The organism is Levilactobacillus muriae (assembly GCF_045862015.1).
GTDB classification, from domain to species: domain Bacteria; phylum Bacillota; class Bacilli; order Lactobacillales; family Lactobacillaceae; genus Levilactobacillus; species Levilactobacillus muriae.
In genome coordinates, this window is record NZ_BAAFRU010000002.1 from 28,529 (window position 1) to 45,392 (window position 16,864).

Here is a 16,864-nt window from a genome sequence, read left to right on the forward strand (position 1 = left end):
GTGCGGTGTTATATTTACCAGTGAGAAATCGTTTGGCGGTCGATATCAGCATACGTTGTTAGCGACTGACAAGTAGCACTTCACTAAAGCAGCCCCTCGCCGTGCCCACACCGAGGAACTGCTTTTTTTCTGCGCTAAAGGTAAAAAACAGTGTCGCTGAAGTCACCGGCAAAGCCGAATTTGAGCCCTTGTCAAAAGCCTACCAGAATGGCTATAATGATGGGACAGAACGAATGTTTGACAGACAGAACGGAGAGAGAGTATGACTAACCATATTGCCTTATTTGAACCACTATTTCCCGCCAATACGGGAAATATTGCCCGGACGTGTGCTGGGACCGATACGATTTTAGATTTGATCAAGCCCTTGGGATTCTCAGTGGATGATGCCCATTTGAAACGGGCCGGTCTGGATTATTGGGATAAAGTTGATGTGCGATATCACGAGAACTTACCAGAATTTTTGGCCACAATCCCGGATCCAACGCAATTATACTTAGTGTCAAAATTTGCCGATCAGGACTATACCGAACCCGATTACAGTCTGAACGATAATGATCATTACTTCTTATTTGGTAAGGAAACGACTGGGTTACCAGAACCTTTCATGCGAAAGAATGCTGAGAAATGTATTCGAATCCCACAAGATGATACCCATATTCGGGCTTTAAACTTATCAAATTCGGCCGCAATCGTAATTTACGAAGTTCTGCGGCAACAGCAATTTCCAAAACTGGAACGCGTACACAAGTATCCACATGATAAACTGAAATAATTTTGAAACACGAAAGGGGGCCGCTTCTTGGCTACGAAACGAAAGACGTCACGACGTCGGCCAACTAAACGTAAGCCGACCAAGCGGCGGACAACGAAAAAGCAGCCTTTTCCATACACAAGTAACGTGATCGGGCTGGTTTTACTGGCGTTAGCAGCATTGGGGCTCTTTAATTTGGGTTTGCTGGGTACACTGTGGGCCAACTTAATTCGCCTGTTTATTGGGGATACCTATCAGTTCGGATTAGTCCTGATTGGGGCTTTCGGTGCGGCACTGACTGTTACAGGCGTCCTACCGCACTTAAAACACCATTATTGGGTCGGCGGCGGGTTAATCTACGGCGGCTGGCTACTCTGGATCACAGCTAGTCACTTTATTGAGGTCGATCAACACAGTCAATTCTTTGCAACTACTTGGCAAGCCGGCCTGGCTGACCTGTGGAGTGGCGGCTTGACCTCGCAACTCGGTGGTGGGGCCATCGGGGCCTTTGAGCTGAGCATTGTGGCTTGGTTGATTGCCCTAGTTGGGGCACAGGTTGCCTCCTGGCTGATCATGGTTGGTGGGGTCATCGTCTTCTTCCAGATTCCCTTTGCCGATATTCAACGCTGGCTTCAAACCATTTGGCAGACATTGCATCACGGTGTTCAGGCCAGCAGTGATGCCTTGAAGCGGGGCAACGAAAAGGTGCAACAACAACGTGAAAAACGAGCAACGCCTAAGCCGGTCAAGCCAGTCGTTACGACACCAACCGATCCAGACGCCAAAGACCTGCCAACACCCCGTGCTGAGGCTAAACCGGCCGAACCGGAACCCAGTTATCACATTACGGTGGCAAACGAACAACCTAAGACACCGACCGATGTGACGCCGTCTGATACGGCTGACGCCGATGATACCGAAGCTAGTCTGGTCAACAGCACGCCGGTTGATCCTAACTATCAGTTGCCAACGGCAGACCTTTTGAAGCAGGTGCCACCGACTGACCAGACGGATGAGGTCAATGCAATCGATGCTAATACTAAGATTTTGAAACAGACACTGGATAGTTTTGGCGTTGACGCCGAGGTGAAGAACGTCAGCCTGGGGCCGTCTGTGACCGAGTACGAATTGCACCCAGCTATTGGGGTCAAGGTTTCCCGCATCGTTAATTTGGCGGACGACCTAGCGCTCGCATTGGCGGCCAAGGGTATTCGGATTCAAGCACCCATTCCAGGGAAATCTCTCATTGGGATCGAAGTCCCCAACAAAGAAGTCTCAACAGTGGCCTTCAGGGACGTGGTCGAAGGTCAGCCGGCCCACCCAAATAAGCCGTTACAGGTACCACTAGGTCGTAACGTCACCGGTCAGGTCGTCAGCATGGACCTCACCAAGATGCCCCATCTTTTGATTGCTGGGGCAACTGGGAGTGGGAAGTCCGTGGCCATCAACGGGATCATTACCAGTATTTTAATGAACGCGCGGCCAGACCAAGTTAAGCTGATGCTGATTGATCCCAAGAAGGTTGAACTCAGCGTGTACAACGGAATTCCCCATTTGCTGACACCGGTGGTTTCCGAACCGAAGAAGGCGGCGCGTGCCCTGCATAAGGTCGTAGCCGAAATGGAACGGCGCTACGAACTCTTTTCACAGTTTGGGCAGCGGAAAATTTCGAGCTACAATGCTTTTGTTCAGAAGGCGAATGCCGAGGATGATCAGGCACGGTCAACCTTGCCATATATTGTGGTCGTCGTCGATGAATTGGCTGATTTGATGATGACCGTTTCCAGTGAAGTAGAAGATGCTATCATCCGGTTGGCACAAATGGGTCGGGCCGCCGGGGTGCACATGATTCTGGCAACGCAACGGCCTTCGGTTGACGTTATTACCGGTCTGATCAAGGCCAACGTACCATCACGAATTGCTTTTGCTGTATCCAGCGGAATCGATTCGCGGACGATCCTCGATACTAACGGTGCAGAAAAGTTGCTTGGCCGAGGAGACATGCTCTATCAACCAGTTGATGCCAATTCACCAGTCCGGATTCAGGGGGCATTCATTCCTGATGAGGATGTGTCTAACGTGGTCGAGTTCATCAAGCAGCAACAGACAGCGGATTATGATGAAGACATGATGGTTACGGACGAGGAGATGCAACAGGAAGACGCTGGCGATAGTGATGACGATCTCTTCGACGACGCCTTAAAATTCGTGGTCGATCAGCAGAAGGCCAGCACGTCACTGTTACAGCGGCGTTTCCGTATCGGCTACAACCGGGCAGCACGGATCATGGATGATCTCGAACAACGCGGTTATATTGGTCCCCAGGAGGGAAGTAAACCGCGGCAGGTCTACAAACAACCTGACAGTTCAGCTGACCAACCAGATTCATCGGATTAGTAGTCAGTAGTGCTGACAGGCGCCACTGATGGTTGAATTAAAAACAAGTTACCTAACCAAGTCTCCTCCCAGCCGACACAATTATTGGTCGGTTTCGTTAACGCGCGTATCGTGTTAACTAAATGGGGGAGGCTTTTGCTATGGAATTGGGAACCTGGTCCGACTGGTTTGAGGGCGTTAGCGAAATACTAGCCGTTGTGGTGGCTCTCTTTCTACCAGTCGTTCAAGAAAAGAAGCGTAAGCGGGCAACTCGTCAACGTGTTAATCAAAATATTCGGCGGTTAACGCTTGACCTGATGGCCAATCCAGAGCGTGACATTCAGTGGAAGTCGGACTTTAATAGTCTACAAACACTCTTGAGACTCTATTCATCCTTACTGACGGATGAGCTAGGTGAGCCAATCGTGGCGATTGGGGAGCGATTATTGACGGCGGTTGAAGCGCCAACGCCTAATCAACAGGTCGTTACACAGCAGTTAGCTGCGTTGGCTGATTGTCGGTGAGGGACAACTTTTATGGAAGCCTGTCTGGTAGCAGACAGACTTCCATAAAATTAAAGCAATTAAGTTAATTCATTTAGTTGACATAATCACAAGCAGAAATAACCGACTTTTCGGTTATTTCTGACGGACTGTGACACGTTGTCATTTCAACCACGCAATGTGGATATTATGCAAAAATAAAAAGGCATCCTGTCACAGTATTTTTACTGTGCAGGATGCCTCGTAGCATTAATTAGTTCATGAATGCGGTAATGGCACCGAAAACAAGTGACCCAATCGTTGCGATAATCATGATCCAAACAAAAACGTTGAGAATCTTTTGAAATGTTGATTTCTTTTTCTTTTCCATACGTGAATAGCCACCTCTTTACGTCCCATTTTACTCAACTAGTTTACCGTGGTGGCGCTCGAATTGCAACAGCTACAGCCAACTTGTCAAGGAGTTGTTACAAATCCGAATTGCATGTGGTCGCTGAAATCTCTATAATATAACGAAGACTAGCAGTGGGGGGAAGTAAAATGAAGTTTTGGACGTCGCCGGGGGGCCAACTCGCGATTCTGGCGATTGGATTCTTGTTAATTCGGGGTGTAAAGACCTTGTTGCGGAAGCGTTGGCCAACGGGACTCAGCACCTGGGATCTGATGGCACCGCTCTTCTTACTGGGCGCTCTGAACCTGATCCCCGCCGGCTCAGGCGTCATCATGCCCTGGCTGGTCATCGGATGGATGGCTGTGGGTATCTTGGTTGCGGTGATGCAAGCGATTCGGAACCACGAAATCCTATACAGTAGCTTTTTTAAAACCTTTTGGCGCCTGACCGACCTGTATTGGCTGCTGGGGTTCATTGTATGCTTTTTACTTGTAATTAGTTAGTTAATGCATAAATATTAATAATTCTGATTATGGAACCAGTTTTTTGGTGAAATATGAAGGGCTTTCAGCCGCGGTGAACAGATGTTCGCCGCGGCTTTTTTAAGCTTTGTGGGGAAATTTATAAAAATTCGGAAACGTTGTGGTAGAAAGTGGGGGCATGTGGTAAACTTGACAATAGTTACAAATAGGGGGTAATGGCCATGTTCATGGGCGAATTTGAACATTCAATCGATACCAAGGGCCGACTCATTATCCCCGCGAAATTTCGGGAGCAGCTTGGTGAACAATTTGTGGTGACCCGGGGCATGGATGGTTGTTTATTCGGCTACCCAATGTCCGAGTGGGCAGCACTGCAAGAAAAATTGAAAGCCTTGCCAGTTAACCGTAAGGACGCTCGGGCCTTCGTTCGATTCTTTTACTCCGCTGCGACGGAGTGTGAGTTGGATAAGCAAGGGCGGATCAACTTGCCGAAGTCCTTACAGGATCACGCCGCGTTGTCTAAACAATGTGTCATCGTCGGCGTGGCCAATCGCTTTGAAATTTGGAGTCAAGAACGGTGGGATAAGTTCTCCACCGCCGCCGAAGAAGATTTCGACGATATTGCCGAAAATTTAATCGACTTTGGGATGTAACTCGGGAAGGGAGAGTGTTCATGGAAGACTTTCATCATGTAACGGTTTTGCTAAATGAAGCAGTGGCGGGGTTAGCCATCAAGCCAACGGGCACCTACGTTGACTGCACTCTCGGTGGTGGCGGACATAGCCAACACATTCTGGAGCAGTTAACGACGGGTCATCTCTACGCATTTGACCAAGATCAGACAGCCATTACTTACAATCAAGAACATTTAAAGCAGTACGTTGAAGCCGGGAAGTTGACCTTTATCAAGAGTAACTTCCGCCAGATTAAAGAGGAACTGAACGCCCGGAATATTACCGAGGTCGATGGGATTCTTTACGACCTCGGTGTTTCTTCGCCACAATTTGACGAGGCCGATCGTGGGTTCAGTTACCAGCACGATGCCCCGCTGGACATGCGGATGGATCAGAGTGCAAAGTTGACTGCGTGGATCGTGGTCAACGAATGGGAATTCAACGACTTGATGCGGATCTTCCATCGCTACGGCGAAGAAAAATTTGCTAAGCCAATCGCCAGAGCTATTGAGCGTCACCGGGCCACCGCGCCTATCGATACGACCGGTCAATTGGTTGAAATCATCAAGGAAGGAATTCCCGCAGCCGCTCGTCGGCACGGCGGGCATCCCGCTAAGAAGGTCTTTCAGGCGATTCGAATCGCCGTTAATGATGAACTGGGGGCCCTTGAGGATTCCCTGGAACAGGCGATCGGCTTGTTGGCCCTGAATGGACGGGTCAGCGTCATTACCTTCCAGTCACTGGAAGATCGACTTGTTAAAACCATGTTTCGTGAAAATTCTTCATTACCAGAACTCCCCCACGGTATTCCGGTAATCCCTGATAATTTGCAACCCAACTATAAGCTGGTCAATCGCAAACCAATCACGCCTTCCGAGGAAGAATTGGACGCGAACCATCGCGCGCACAGTGCTAAACTACGAATTTTAGAAAAAGTTAAATAGTTAAAGCAATCACTAAATATTGACATAGGATGATGATCAATTATGGCGCAAAATAATCTAGCTGAAGCTGTTCCCCTAACACCGGAACCCCAACAACGCCCAAACATAGAGCAACCGCAACGCCAGGCGCAGCCTCAGGTTCAACCGCAAGGCAATCCAAATAGCCAGAAGTTACCGGTTTCGAAATTTGAAAAATGTTTGATGACCGTGTGCGGCCTTGTTTTAGCCGTGCTTATGGTCTGTGTCGTTTCTGCCAAGATCTCGATGAGCAACGCCCAGCATGAATTGCAAAGTGTTAACAATGCTGTGACGACCTATACCAATCGCAATACCAACAAGCAACAGCAAATAAATGAGTTGCAGAGTCGGAGCCGACTTGATAAAATTGCCAAAAAGCAAGGTCTATCTCTTCAAAATGACCGCATAAGGAATGTAAACGAATAATGAAAGACCCAAATAAGCGACAAATGATGAATAAGCAACCCCGCAGGAACCGGAAGTACGTTGGCCAGTTTCTGTTTTTCCTTTTCATTGCTGTATTTATACTCATCGTTGGTCGCTTTTCGTATATCTCCATTGGCAAGAAGGTCCAAAACGTTAACCTGAGTGCTTCGGCACAGAAGCTCTATACGGCGAACGAAACCCTCAAGGCCAAGAGGGGGACAATCTACGATGCCAACGGTCAGGCGATTGCCGAGGATACCAGTGTGTATTCCCTTTATGTCGTTCTGGATAAACGGCAAAAGAGTGTGGATGGACAGAAACTGTATGCCACTAACAAGGAAAAAATTGCGACCGTTTTGGCAAAGTATTTACCAATCAGTCGGAGTAAAGCTTTGAAAATCCTGAATCCCAGCTCCGGGAATCCATTTCAAGTGGAATTTGGGACGGCAGGTCAGAATATTTCACTGACCACTAAGCAAAAGATTCAAAATGAACATCTGAGTGGCGTCAACTTCATCCAACAGGAATCGCGACTCTACCCTAATGGAACGTTTGCTTCCCATCTCGTTGGCCTAGCACAGTCGAAGACCAACAGCAAGGGTCAGACGACACTGACAGGATCAATGGGAATCGAGCAGGCTTTCAATAAGCAATTGACGGGGACAAATGGGTCACAGAAAATCAAAAAAGATATGTACGGTTACCAGCTACCTGGGACTAAGCAGAAGTCCAAGAAAGCTAAGAATGGGGATAACGTGTATACCACTCTGGATACTCGCCTACAGACGCTGCTAGAAACTGAAATGAGCAGCGTTCAGAACCAGGTCAAGGCCAATTCGATGAATGCCGTACTGATGAATGCTAAGACTGGGGCCATTCTGGCTGCTACGCAACGGCCGACATTTAATGCCAGCACGAAGCAGGGGCTGGGTGATATCTGGCGGGATACATTGGTTCAGGATGCGTACGAGCCTGGATCAACGATGAAGGTCTTCACGTTGGCCTCATCCATTGATAGTGGTCATTACAATGGGAACGCTACCTATCAATCCGGGAAATACGCCATTGGTAATCAGACTGTTCCTGACTGGAATACCGCTGGTTGGGGGACAATTACCTACAACAAGGGATTTGCTCTCTCCAGTAACGTCGCTATGGCTCATCTAGAGCAACAAATGGGAGCCAAGACTTGGAAGAAATACATCAATCGCTTCCACTTTCTGAAGAGTACCAACTCCGGGCTACCCGGCGAAATGAATGGGAGTATTGCCTTTCAACGGCCAATCGAGCAGGCCGATACTGCGTTTGGTCAAGGGATTCAGGTCACCGTCTTCCAGATGCTTCAAGGTCTGACCGCAGTCAGCAATAATGGTAAGATGATGAAGCCGTATGTGATCAGTAAGGTAACGGATCCCAATACGAACAAGACCGTCAAAAAGTATTCGCCAACAGTCGTGGGGAACCCCATTTCTGCTGAAACGGCGAAAACTGTTCGGAAACATATGGAAGATGTCGTCTATAAGAGTTATGGTATTGGGAGTGACTATAAGATGAGCGGGGAACGGGTCGCTGTTAAGACCGGTACCGCTCAGGTCAGCAATGGGAAGGGGTACTTGTCAGGCGATGATAACTATCTCTATTCCGTGGCAGCCATGGTTCCTGCAAGCAATCCCAAATACGTGATGTACATCACCATGAAGCAGCCCCATTTGGGCAGTAAGACTGCAACACAATTGTTGGCTTCTATCATGAAGCCGGTCATGGCACGGGCCTTACAAGAGGATACCGAGGCCAAGACGACCAAGGAATCCAAGATGCCACTGGTTGCCGGTCGCACCGTGACGGTAGCAACCAGTGCACTGACCAAGGCCGGTGCGACAGTCACGCTACTTGGAAATGGGAACAAGGTCACGAAGCAATCCGTTTCGGCGGGAACTACGTTGTACAAAAATCAGCGGGTCTTCCTGAATACGAGTGGTACCGTGGCTTTGCCAAGTTTGACAGGCTGGTCAAAGGGTGATGTGGTAAAATTAGCTCAGATTGAAGGATTGAAGCTTAATGTTACCGGGGATGGCTACGTGACGAAGCAGAGCATTAAAGCGGGAACTACCGTGGCTTCTGGCGCAACGTTAACGGTGACTTTGAAACAAAATAAATAAGAATGAGGATTGAGAAAGAGAATGATGAATGTAGTAGTGCCCTTGCTGGGTGGATTTATAATTACCGTGGCGTTCATGCCGTCACTGATTCGGTACTTCCGAGCCCGACATGAGGGGCAGATGATTCGTGAAGAGGGACCAACCTGGCATGAGAAAAAGTCAGGAACACCAACGATGGGTGGCTTGCTATACATTATCGCGATCGTCGTGATGACCCTGGTTACCAGTTGGTCATTGGCCCCACACCACGTCTTGTCTACGACCTGGATCTTGCTCTTTATCCTGGTCCTTTACGGGGCACTAGGTGCTTGGGATGACAGTATTAAGCTATTCCATCGTCAAAATGAAGGGCTCAAGGCGTGGCAAAAATTGCTCGGCCAAATCGTGGGGGCACTGATCTTATTCTGGGTCTATACTCACGAACGGTTGCCTATGGCCCTGCATCTCCCGGGCTTTGGCGACTGGCACATGAGTGGTTGGTATGCCATCTTCATTATTATTTGGTTGGTGGGTTTCTCCAACGCCGTGAACCTAACGGATGGGTTGGATGGCCTGGTCAGTGGGTTGGCTAGCATTGCCTTTGCTGCTTACGGGATTGTGGCCTACCAACAATTTCAGATTAACATTGCTATCTTTTGTTTTGCCATAGTCGGCAGTCTTCTCGGTTTTCTCATCTTTAATCACAAGCCAGCCAAGATTTTTATGGGTGATACCGGTTCGTTAGCCCTTGGTGGGGCCTTAGCAGCAGTTTCGATTCTGTTGCATCACGAACTATCCCTACTGTGGATTGGTTTGATTTTTGTGATTGAGACGGCGAGTGTTATGTTGCAAGTTGCCTCATTCAAGTTAACGGGTAAGCGAATTTTCCTGATGAGTCCAATTCACCATCACTTCGAAATGAAGGGTTGGAGTGAATGGAAGATTGATCTGACATTCTGGGGAATAGGCTTAGTTACCGCGTTGACGGGTGTCTGGGCCATCTTAGCTAAGTAATGACTACGACTAATGGGCTAGCTTGCTCGTTAGGGCCAAGCTAGCCCTTTTTCGTTCACTGTCAGTTTTGCGGGATGGCCGCACGCCCCCTATATTAGGCTCGTCACAGCTCCTTGGTGGGGACAGTGGCAATTGGCCATGAGTTTCTCGAAACAGGCGCAACAGTCCATTTAGGGGCCCTTCACAGAGAAGAAACTGCCGACTATCGGTTATTGGTGAACGTTGACCCTAAAAAACACTGAATATCGAAGATTTCTTGTAGATTTTGGTAGATTTAGTGAGATAAGTCAGTGAACCTGATAAAATAGAGGTAGTGCTAAATTTGGGGTACTCATCATTTATAGGTATCCCGATAAGATTGCTAGTTGGAATGGCGACACATTGTCCTGCAGCAAAGGTCTCCGGATGAAAATTTACTAGGTTAAAGCCTAGTTGGAGGGGATTAGAGATACAGCCGCAAGTGACAATCCGCCTGAGTTAAACGATATCAAAATAAGCAACACTAAAAATGAATGGAGAGCGAACGGTGTTATGAAGCAGATCACGACATATGCAGGGAAACAGGTTCTCGTTTTGGGATTAGCCAAGAGTGGAACCAATGCAGCAAAATTATTAAAACGTTTGGGGGCTACGGTCACCATCAGTGATGTGCAACCACTGGCAGAAAATCAGAATGCGCAGGAACTTAAAGCGGCTGGTTTTAACGTGATCCTAGGTGAACAAACGCCGGATCTGCTAGATGCCGGGTACGATTTGATCGTAAAAAATCCTGGAATACCGTACGATGTGCCAGTTGTGAAGCGGGCACTGGACTTAAAGTTACCGATTATTTCAGAAATGGAATTGACCGGAGAAGTCGCTGAGGCCGAATTGGTCGCTGTCACTGGCAGCAATGGGAAGACCACGACCACCACGATGATTCAAAAAATGTTGGATCACGATCGTCAAGCGGGCCATGCCGTCTATGCCGGAAACATCGGCGTTCCAGCCAGCAAGGTCGCGCAAGAGGTCACAGCTGATGACACGTTGGTTTTGGAAGTCTCTAGCTTCATGCTGGTGGGGACGACCGAATTTCACCCCCACATCGCGGTCTTGACCAATATTTTCTCCAATCACTTAGACTACCACAAGACGCGGGCTAACTACGTCGCAGCCAAGATGAAGATTACCGCCAATCAAACGGCGGACGACTACTTCGTGGTCAACTTTGATAATCCAGAGTGGCGCGAGTTGAGTAAACAATCCGCCGCCAAGGTCGTGCCATTCTCCCGGGCAGATAACTCGCAGGAGGGCGCTTATGAGGCCGAGGGTATCCTCTACTTCCGTGGTGAAAAGATTATGGCTGCCACTGACGTTAAGGTCCCTGGCGATCACAACATAGAAAATGCTTTGGCTGCGATTGCTGTGGCCAAGATCAAAGGGGTCAGTACGGCGGCTATTGTCAGCGTGCTGAAGACCTTTGGTGGTGTACGGCACCGAACCCAGTACGTGCTGGAAGCTGAGGGTCGTCAATACTACAACGATTCCAAAGCAACGGATATGGAAGCAACCGAGATGGCCTTGAAGGGCTTCAAGGACCCCGTTGTCTTGCTAGCTGGTGGTCTGGATCGGGGGTATACCTTTGAAAAGATGGTACCTGCCTTTAAAGAACATGTGAAAGCTATCGTGCTCTTCGGTCAAACGGCCAAACTGCTTGAAGATGCGGCGAAACAGGCTGGTATTAAGACCATCAAATTCGTTGAGAATGCCGAAGCTGGCGTGCCAGTGGCTTACCAGCTGAGCGATCCTGGTGACATCATTCTCTTGTCGCCGGCCAATGCCAGCTGGGATCAATACCCGAACTTTGAGGTTCGTGGCGACCGCTTCATCAAGGCCGTTGAAGCGCTCACGGGTAAGCAGGAGGAAAAATAAATGCGACTAATCGTATCGGGTGGTGGTACCGGTGGACATATCTATCCGGCACTAGCCCTTATCAAAGCTTTAAAAAAGCGCGATCCTGACGCCGAAGTTCTCTACGTGGGGTCCGAACGGGGATTGGAAAGCACCATTGTTCCAGCCAAGGGCATTCCCTTCAAATCAACGAAAATTCAAGGCTTCAAGCGTTCTTTGTCCCTGGAAAACTTTAAGACGCTCTACTTGTTCTTGAAGAGTGTCCACGAGACTAAGCAGATGATCAAGGAATTTAAACCGGATGTCGTAGTCGGTACCGGGGGCTACGTTTCTGGAGCGGTGGTGTACGCCGCCAGTCGGCTACATGTGCCCACGATGATTCATGAACAGAACAGTGTGGTCGGAATCACCAACCGGTTCTTGAGCCGGTACGTGGACCGTATCGCCTACGTCTTTGACGCTGCGCTGGATCAATTACCCGCCAGCAAAATGGTGAAGACGGGGAACCCACGGGCGCAGGAAGCCGCTGAAGTCGTCAGCAACTTTAGTTGGCAAGAATACAATTTAAAAGATGACGTGCCAACGTTACTGATCTTCGGGGGGTCCCAAGGGGCCTTAAAGATCAATGCGGCCACAGTTTCTGCGATTCCGGCTTTCAACCAACGAGATTATCAAGTGGTCTTCGTTACGGGTCAGAAGCGCTATGATGGCGTGATGGAACAGCTTAAGTCGACGACCATCGGTGACAACGTTGTGGTTAAACCGTACATTTCCAATATGCCGGAGGTTCTGCCCAAAGTTGCTGCAATTGTCGGCCGGGCGGGGGCAACGAGCATTGCGGAAATCACGGCCGATGGGATCCCATCTATTCTGATTCCCAGTCCGTATGTGACTGCCGACCATCAGACCAAGAATGCACAGTCTTTGGCCAATGTGGGTGCCGCCGAAATCATCAAGGAAGCCGACTTGGACGGGGATACTCTGGTCGCGAAGGCCGATCAATTGATGACAGATGACGCTCTACGGCAAGATATGGCAGTGGCTGCTAAACAATTGGGTGTGCCAGATGCTGCAGATCGGGTCCTGGATGTCGTTCTTTCTCTCAAGCGTGACTAGCACGCTAATCCAGCAAGTGGGAGGTGTGCGGTTGTGAAGTTTCGTTTGAACCGCAACGATAAGAAGCAACAAGAAACGTTGACTCCCTGGGAAAGCTACCAGCGTAAGGCGGCGGCTCAGCGTAAGCAGGCTAAGGCGCCCAAGTGGGTTCATCAGGCTAAACGCATCGGGGATAAACTACCACGATTGAAGCATCAACGGAACCGGAAGTTGGTCCGCCGGTTAACGTTACTGTTGACCAGCTTTACGGTTGTGATTGTTGCCATGGTTTACCTGATCTCACCACTGAGTCATTTTAAAACGGTGACGGTCACTGGAGCCAATGTATTGACTGCCCAACGGGTGCAACACGCGGTGCAGATTCAACCGGGAGATTCAATCTTTAAGCTGTGGGGGCACACCAAGCAATTCGAACGGCAAGCTCCCCAGCGAAATTCGCGTCTCAAACAAGTCACCATTCATTTCCAGCGGCCCAATCGGGCAACAGTCCACGTAACCGAGTACGCCACGGCCGGGTATGTTATGAAGCAAAATCGTTACTCTGAAGTCTTAGAAAATGGTATTGTTAGTGAACAGTCGGTAACTCAACCTAAAAGTGGGACGCCGGTTTACGGCAATTTCAAGAATGCTAAGACCCTTCATCGGATGATCTTGCAATATGCGAAGCTCGATTCGGAAATTAAACGAAGTATCAGTGAAATTCATGATGCGCCGAATAAGGACAATCCGAACCGGGTTCATTTGTTCATGAATGATGGTAACGAGGTCTACGCTAGTATCCCAACTTTCGCCCAGAAAATGGCGTATTACCCGGGAATAGCAGCGAAAATGAAGCAAAAAGGTGTGGTCAATCTGGAGGTTGGGGCGTACTCATACCCCTTTACAAAATAATTCATTTTGATTGCAACGGCGAAAAAGCGTCAATTAGGCTTTTTCAACCCCTAGTAAATGTGGTAAACTGAAAAATAATTAGGGGAAAAAGCGAATTCATGCAGTGTTGATATTAGATTAACTTAGGAGGTTCCTTTTTCTATGGATAATTCAGGGATGTACGTTGGTCTCGATATAGGAACCACCTCAATAAAAGTCATTGTTGCTGAGAATGTTAAAGGGCAAATGAACGTTATTGGTGTGGGAAATGAACGTTCGAATGGTGTCAGCCGCGGAGTCATCGTGGACATTGACAAGGCAGCTGAAGCAATTCAGCGCGCCGTTCGACAAGCCGAAGAGAAGGCCAGTATCGAAATTCACGATGTAATTGTGGGAATTCCTGCAAATATGTTAAAGATTGAACCATGTAGTGGGATGATCGCCATTGACGACCAATCTCGTGAAATCACAGGGCGTGACGTCCGGACGGTTGCTAGCGCCGCGTTGATACAGAGCTTACCACCTGAACGCGAAGTCGTTGACATCTTAACTGACGAATTTGTGGTCGATGGTTTTGACGGGATCAAGGATCCTCGGGGGATGGTTGGGGTTCGTCTCGAAATTCACGGGACGTTGTTTACCGGCCCCAAGACGATTATGCACAACACCCGCAAAGCTGTGGAACAAGCCGGCCTTAACCTGCGTGGGACAGTTATCAACCCAATGGCGCAAGGTATGATGGTCATGAACGATGGTGAACAAGATTTTGGGACCATTTTGATTGATCTCGGTGGCGGTCAAGCCACGGCGGCTGTCATTCACGACCACCAATTAAAATACATTGATGTCGACCAGGAAGGCGGGCAATTCATCACTAAGGATATCTCGGTGGTGTTGAATACTTCCCTGGATAGCGCGGAAAAACTCAAGCGCGATTATGGTTACGCTGATGCAACGCAAGCCAGCGACGAGGATGAGTTCCCTGTTGATGTGGTTGGTCAAAGCCAACCAACACCAATTTCGGAAAAATACTTAGCTGAGATTATTGAAGCTAGACTCGACCAAATTTTTAAACGTCTACGGTCTAACCTAGATAAAGTCCAAGCCTTAGAGTTACCGGGGGGTATCGTGTTGACTGGTGGCGTAGCTGCGCTGCCAGGCATCACTGACTTGGCTACGGATGAATTTGGAACCAACGTTCGGGTTTATGTGCCTGATCAGATGGGGCTTCGGCACCCATCATTCACGTTGGCATTAGCTTTAGTGAAATACTTTGGGGGATTAAGCGAGATTGATCTGCTCATCAAGAGTGCGTTGACTGGCTCCACCCAATTAGCCGATGAGACTGACGAGATTCGTTCCAGAGAGGCCGCCCAAGAAGCTACCAGCAATGCTCCGGCACAGTCAAGTCAAAGTCCAAAGGCCAAACAACCAAAAGAAAAGAAAAAGCGAACTGATGGGTTCCGGAAGTTCTTTAGCGACTTCTTCGACTAATGCGAGATGGAGGAAATACAAATATGGAATACTCACTAGATTCAGCGCAAAATCACGGCGCGAATATCAAAGTCATCGGTGTTGGAGGCGGGGGTAACAACGCCGTCAACCGGATGATCGCCGAAGATGTTAAGGGTGTCGAATTTATCGTTGCCAACACCGATGTTCAGGCCTTGGAAGCTTCTAAAGCTGAAACCAAGATTCAACTTGGCCCGAAATTGACCAAGGGTCTTGGTGCCGGTGCAAACCCTGAAATTGGGGCCAAAGCTGCCGAAGAAAGCGAAGAACAGATCACGGAAGCCTTGGACGGTGCCGACATGGTCTTCGTTACCGCCGGGATGGGCGGGGGTACCGGGAACGGTGCTGCGCCAATCGTGGCTAAAATCGCTAAGGATGGCGGTGCTTTGACGGTGGGTGTTGTGACCCGGCCATTTAGTTTTGAAGGCCCACGGCGCGGTCGTTTCGCCGCTGAAGGTGTTGCGGCCATGAAGGAAAGCGTTGATACGCTCATTGTCATCGCCAACAACCGCTTGTTAGAAATTGTGGACAAGAAGACGCCAATGATGGAAGCCTTCCAAGAGGCCGATAACGTGTTACGTCAAGGGGTTCAAGGAATCTCTGACTTGATCACGAGTCCTGGCTATGTGAACTTGGACTTCGCTGACGTGAAGACGGTCATGAAGGATCAGGGGGCTGCCTTGATGGGGATCGGTTCCGCTAACGGTGAGAACCGGACGGAAGATGCCACCAAGAAGGCGATCTCCTCACCATTATTAGAAGTTTCAATCGATGGTGCCGAACAAGTTCTGTTGAACATTACCGGTGGACCAGACCTGTCCTTGTTTGAAGCCCAGGCTGCTTCCCAAATCGTGTCTGACGCTGCTACCAGCGACGTTAACATCATCTTTGGGACGTCCATCGACGAAGAACTCGGCGATGAAGTTCGGGTCACAGTGATTGCTACTGGGATCGATAAGAAGAAGGAAGAACGCGAAGCCGCCCAACACAGTCGGGTTGCTCGGCGTGAAGCCAACCAACAAGGTAGTAATACTGACTCACAAAATAACCAAGCAAGTAAGAATGAAGCAGACCAGGATCCATTTGGTAACTGGGACATCCGCGAACCTGCCCACCGGCCAGAACCACAAGCAAATTCGTCCCATGATGAATTTGCCGGGGTCGACAAGCCAGACTTTAACATCTTCAACCCTAGCTCGAACAATGAGAGCGCACCGGCTGATGATAGCAATAAGGGCGAGGACACGCCACCGTTCTTCAAGCGTCGCCGCAAGTAAAGGGCGTCCCAGGTAGGAGTCGTTATGAGAGGAGTGGCCAACCATGGCGGAAAAGTTTAGTCTAAGCAGATTTTTCGGTGTAAACGATGATTATGACGAAGACTATCAGGAACCCGAATCAGCCCCGGTAGCGAAACCAACGCCAGCTACCCCTAATCGGCCGGTCGATAGTCGAAAGGTGGTTGCCATGCGTAATACAAAACCTAACGCCAGTCACATTGCAATTTGTGAGCCCCGAATCTACTCTGATGCGAAGTCGATTGCGAAGCAACTCACGAGCGGCGATGCCGTTATCGTGAACTTTGCACGGGTCGATGAGCCACAAGCCCAACGCATCGTGGATTTCCTCAATGGGACCGCATTTGCTGTGGGTGGCGAGATCAAGCGGATTGGTGAACAGATTTTTCTGTGCACTCCGCATAACTTTGAAGTTAGCGGCGACGTCGCAGCAAATCTAGGAACGCAGTTTACGAAGTAAA

Annotated in this window: 16 protein-coding genes; 15 read left to right on the plus strand and 1 reads right to left on the minus strand. The window is 49.1% G+C overall.

Annotated elements, in window-relative coordinates; all coding sequences use genetic code 11:
• The first annotated feature begins 262 nt into the window (after positions 1–262).
• The 3 genes from ACKTSF_RS01170 (at position 263) to ACKTSF_RS01180 (ending at position 3,654) form a co-directional block, all read left to right on the plus strand.
• Positions 263–775, plus strand: a complete 513-nt coding sequence (locus ACKTSF_RS01170; protein WP_407885847.1) for a tRNA (cytidine(34)-2'-O)-methyltransferase — start codon at positions 263–265, stop codon at positions 773–775.
• A 27-nt stretch (positions 776–802) separates the two neighbouring features.
• Complete coding sequence (locus ACKTSF_RS01175; RefSeq protein WP_407885849.1) at positions 803–3,151, plus strand: DNA translocase FtsK; 2,349 nt, start codon at positions 803–805, stop codon at positions 3,149–3,151.
• Between the two features lie 140 nt (positions 3,152–3,291).
• Positions 3,292–3,654, plus strand: coding sequence for a hypothetical protein (locus tag ACKTSF_RS01180; protein ID WP_407885851.1), 363 nt, complete (start codon positions 3,292–3,294; stop codon positions 3,652–3,654).
• A 232-nt stretch (positions 3,655–3,886) separates the two neighbouring features.
• Here ACKTSF_RS01180 and ACKTSF_RS01185 read toward each other — a convergent pair whose 3' ends face one another.
• Positions 3,887–4,003, minus strand: a complete 117-nt coding sequence (locus tag ACKTSF_RS01185; protein ID WP_020088822.1) for a DUF4044 domain-containing protein — start codon at positions 4,001–4,003, stop codon at positions 3,887–3,889.
• A gap of 170 nt (positions 4,004–4,173) precedes the next feature.
• Between ACKTSF_RS01185 and ACKTSF_RS01190 the strand changes: the two genes are divergently transcribed.
• From ACKTSF_RS01190 to ACKTSF_RS01245, 12 genes are all read left to right on the plus strand, one after another.
• Positions 4,174–4,527, plus strand: a complete 354-nt coding sequence (locus tag ACKTSF_RS01190) for a DUF3397 family protein (protein WP_407885853.1) — start codon at positions 4,174–4,176, stop codon at positions 4,525–4,527.
• A 200-nt stretch (positions 4,528–4,727) separates the two neighbouring features.
• The gene (mraZ, locus tag ACKTSF_RS01195; RefSeq protein WP_020088820.1) at positions 4,728–5,159 is read left to right on the plus strand and encodes a division/cell wall cluster transcriptional repressor MraZ; all 432 of its coding nucleotides are present in this window, start codon (positions 4,728–4,730) and stop codon (positions 5,157–5,159) included.
• A gap of 20 nt (positions 5,160–5,179) precedes the next feature.
• On the plus strand, positions 5,180–6,124 hold the full coding sequence (rsmH, locus tag ACKTSF_RS01200; protein WP_407885855.1) for a 16S rRNA (cytosine(1402)-N(4))-methyltransferase RsmH: 945 nt from the start codon (positions 5,180–5,182) through the stop codon (positions 6,122–6,124).
• A gap of 42 nt (positions 6,125–6,166) precedes the next feature.
• A complete protein-coding gene (gene ftsL / locus ACKTSF_RS01205) occupies positions 6,167–6,568 on the plus strand; it encodes a cell division protein FtsL (RefSeq protein ID WP_407885857.1) in 402 nt (133 codons plus the stop codon).
• Positions 6,568–8,727 (plus strand): penicillin-binding transpeptidase domain-containing protein, encoded by a 2,160-nt coding sequence (locus ACKTSF_RS01210; RefSeq protein WP_407885859.1) that lies wholly within the window; start codon positions 6,568–6,570, stop codon positions 8,725–8,727. The genes ftsL and ACKTSF_RS01210 overlap by 1 nt, the downstream gene beginning before the upstream one ends.
• Positions 8,728–8,748: 21 nt before the next feature.
• Positions 8,749–9,720, plus strand: a complete 972-nt coding sequence (gene mraY, locus ACKTSF_RS01215) for a phospho-N-acetylmuramoyl-pentapeptide-transferase (RefSeq protein WP_407885861.1) — start codon at positions 8,749–8,751, stop codon at positions 9,718–9,720.
• 531 nt (positions 9,721–10,251) lie between these two features.
• A complete protein-coding gene (gene murD / locus ACKTSF_RS01220) occupies positions 10,252–11,631 on the plus strand; it encodes a UDP-N-acetylmuramoyl-L-alanine--D-glutamate ligase (RefSeq protein WP_407885863.1) in 1,380 nt (459 codons plus the stop codon).
• On the plus strand, positions 11,632–12,726 hold the full coding sequence (murG, locus tag ACKTSF_RS01225) for an undecaprenyldiphospho-muramoylpentapeptide beta-N-acetylglucosaminyltransferase (protein ID WP_407885865.1): 1,095 nt from the start codon (positions 11,632–11,634) through the stop codon (positions 12,724–12,726).
• Positions 12,727–12,759: 33 nt separating this feature from the next.
• Positions 12,760–13,617, plus strand: coding sequence for a cell division protein FtsQ/DivIB (locus ACKTSF_RS01230; protein ID WP_407885867.1), 858 nt, complete (start codon positions 12,760–12,762; stop codon positions 13,615–13,617).
• A 141-nt stretch (positions 13,618–13,758) separates the two neighbouring features.
• Complete coding sequence (gene ftsA / locus ACKTSF_RS01235; protein WP_407885869.1) at positions 13,759–15,090, plus strand: cell division protein FtsA; 1,332 nt, start codon at positions 13,759–13,761, stop codon at positions 15,088–15,090.
• A gap of 23 nt (positions 15,091–15,113) precedes the next feature.
• Complete coding sequence (ftsZ, locus tag ACKTSF_RS01240) at positions 15,114–16,385, plus strand: cell division protein FtsZ (RefSeq protein ID WP_407885870.1); 1,272 nt, start codon at positions 15,114–15,116, stop codon at positions 16,383–16,385.
• Between the two features lie 43 nt (positions 16,386–16,428).
• Positions 16,429–16,863, plus strand: a complete 435-nt coding sequence (locus ACKTSF_RS01245) for a cell division protein SepF (RefSeq protein ID WP_407885872.1) — start codon at positions 16,429–16,431, stop codon at positions 16,861–16,863.
• Position 16,864 lies beyond the last annotated feature (1 nt).

What these genes read in the sequence shown, in the direction of transcription:
- ACKTSF_RS01170 (WP_407885847.1), top strand. Translation starts at nt 263, where the DNA reads ATGACTAACCATATTGCCTTATTTGAACCACTATTTCCCGCCAATACG.
- ACKTSF_RS01245 (WP_407885872.1), top strand. Translation starts at nt 16,429, where the DNA reads ATGGCGGAAAAGTTTAGTCTAAGCAGATTTTTCGGTGTAAACGATGAT.
- ACKTSF_RS01185 (WP_020088822.1), bottom strand. Translation starts at nt 4,003, where the DNA reads ATGGAAAAGAAAAAGAAATCAACATTTCAAAAGATTCTCAACGTTTTT.
- ACKTSF_RS01210 (WP_407885859.1), top strand. Translation starts at nt 6,568, where the DNA reads ATGAAAGACCCAAATAAGCGACAAATGATGAATAAGCAACCCCGCAGG.
- ACKTSF_RS01180 (WP_407885851.1), top strand. Translation starts at nt 3,292, where the DNA reads ATGGAATTGGGAACCTGGTCCGACTGGTTTGAGGGCGTTAGCGAAATA.
- ACKTSF_RS01190 (WP_407885853.1), top strand. Translation starts at nt 4,174, where the DNA reads ATGAAGTTTTGGACGTCGCCGGGGGGCCAACTCGCGATTCTGGCGATT.
- mraZ (WP_020088820.1), top strand. Translation starts at nt 4,728, where the DNA reads ATGTTCATGGGCGAATTTGAACATTCAATCGATACCAAGGGCCGACTC.
- rsmH (WP_407885855.1), top strand. Translation starts at nt 5,180, where the DNA reads ATGGAAGACTTTCATCATGTAACGGTTTTGCTAAATGAAGCAGTGGCG.
- ftsL (WP_407885857.1), top strand. Translation starts at nt 6,167, where the DNA reads ATGGCGCAAAATAATCTAGCTGAAGCTGTTCCCCTAACACCGGAACCC.
- mraY (WP_407885861.1), top strand. Translation starts at nt 8,749, where the DNA reads ATGATGAATGTAGTAGTGCCCTTGCTGGGTGGATTTATAATTACCGTG.
- ftsA (WP_407885869.1), top strand. Translation starts at nt 13,759, where the DNA reads ATGGATAATTCAGGGATGTACGTTGGTCTCGATATAGGAACCACCTCA.
- ftsZ (WP_407885870.1), top strand. Translation starts at nt 15,114, where the DNA reads ATGGAATACTCACTAGATTCAGCGCAAAATCACGGCGCGAATATCAAA.
- murD (WP_407885863.1), top strand. Translation starts at nt 10,252, where the DNA reads ATGAAGCAGATCACGACATATGCAGGGAAACAGGTTCTCGTTTTGGGA.
- murG (WP_407885865.1), top strand. Translation starts at nt 11,632, where the DNA reads ATGCGACTAATCGTATCGGGTGGTGGTACCGGTGGACATATCTATCCG.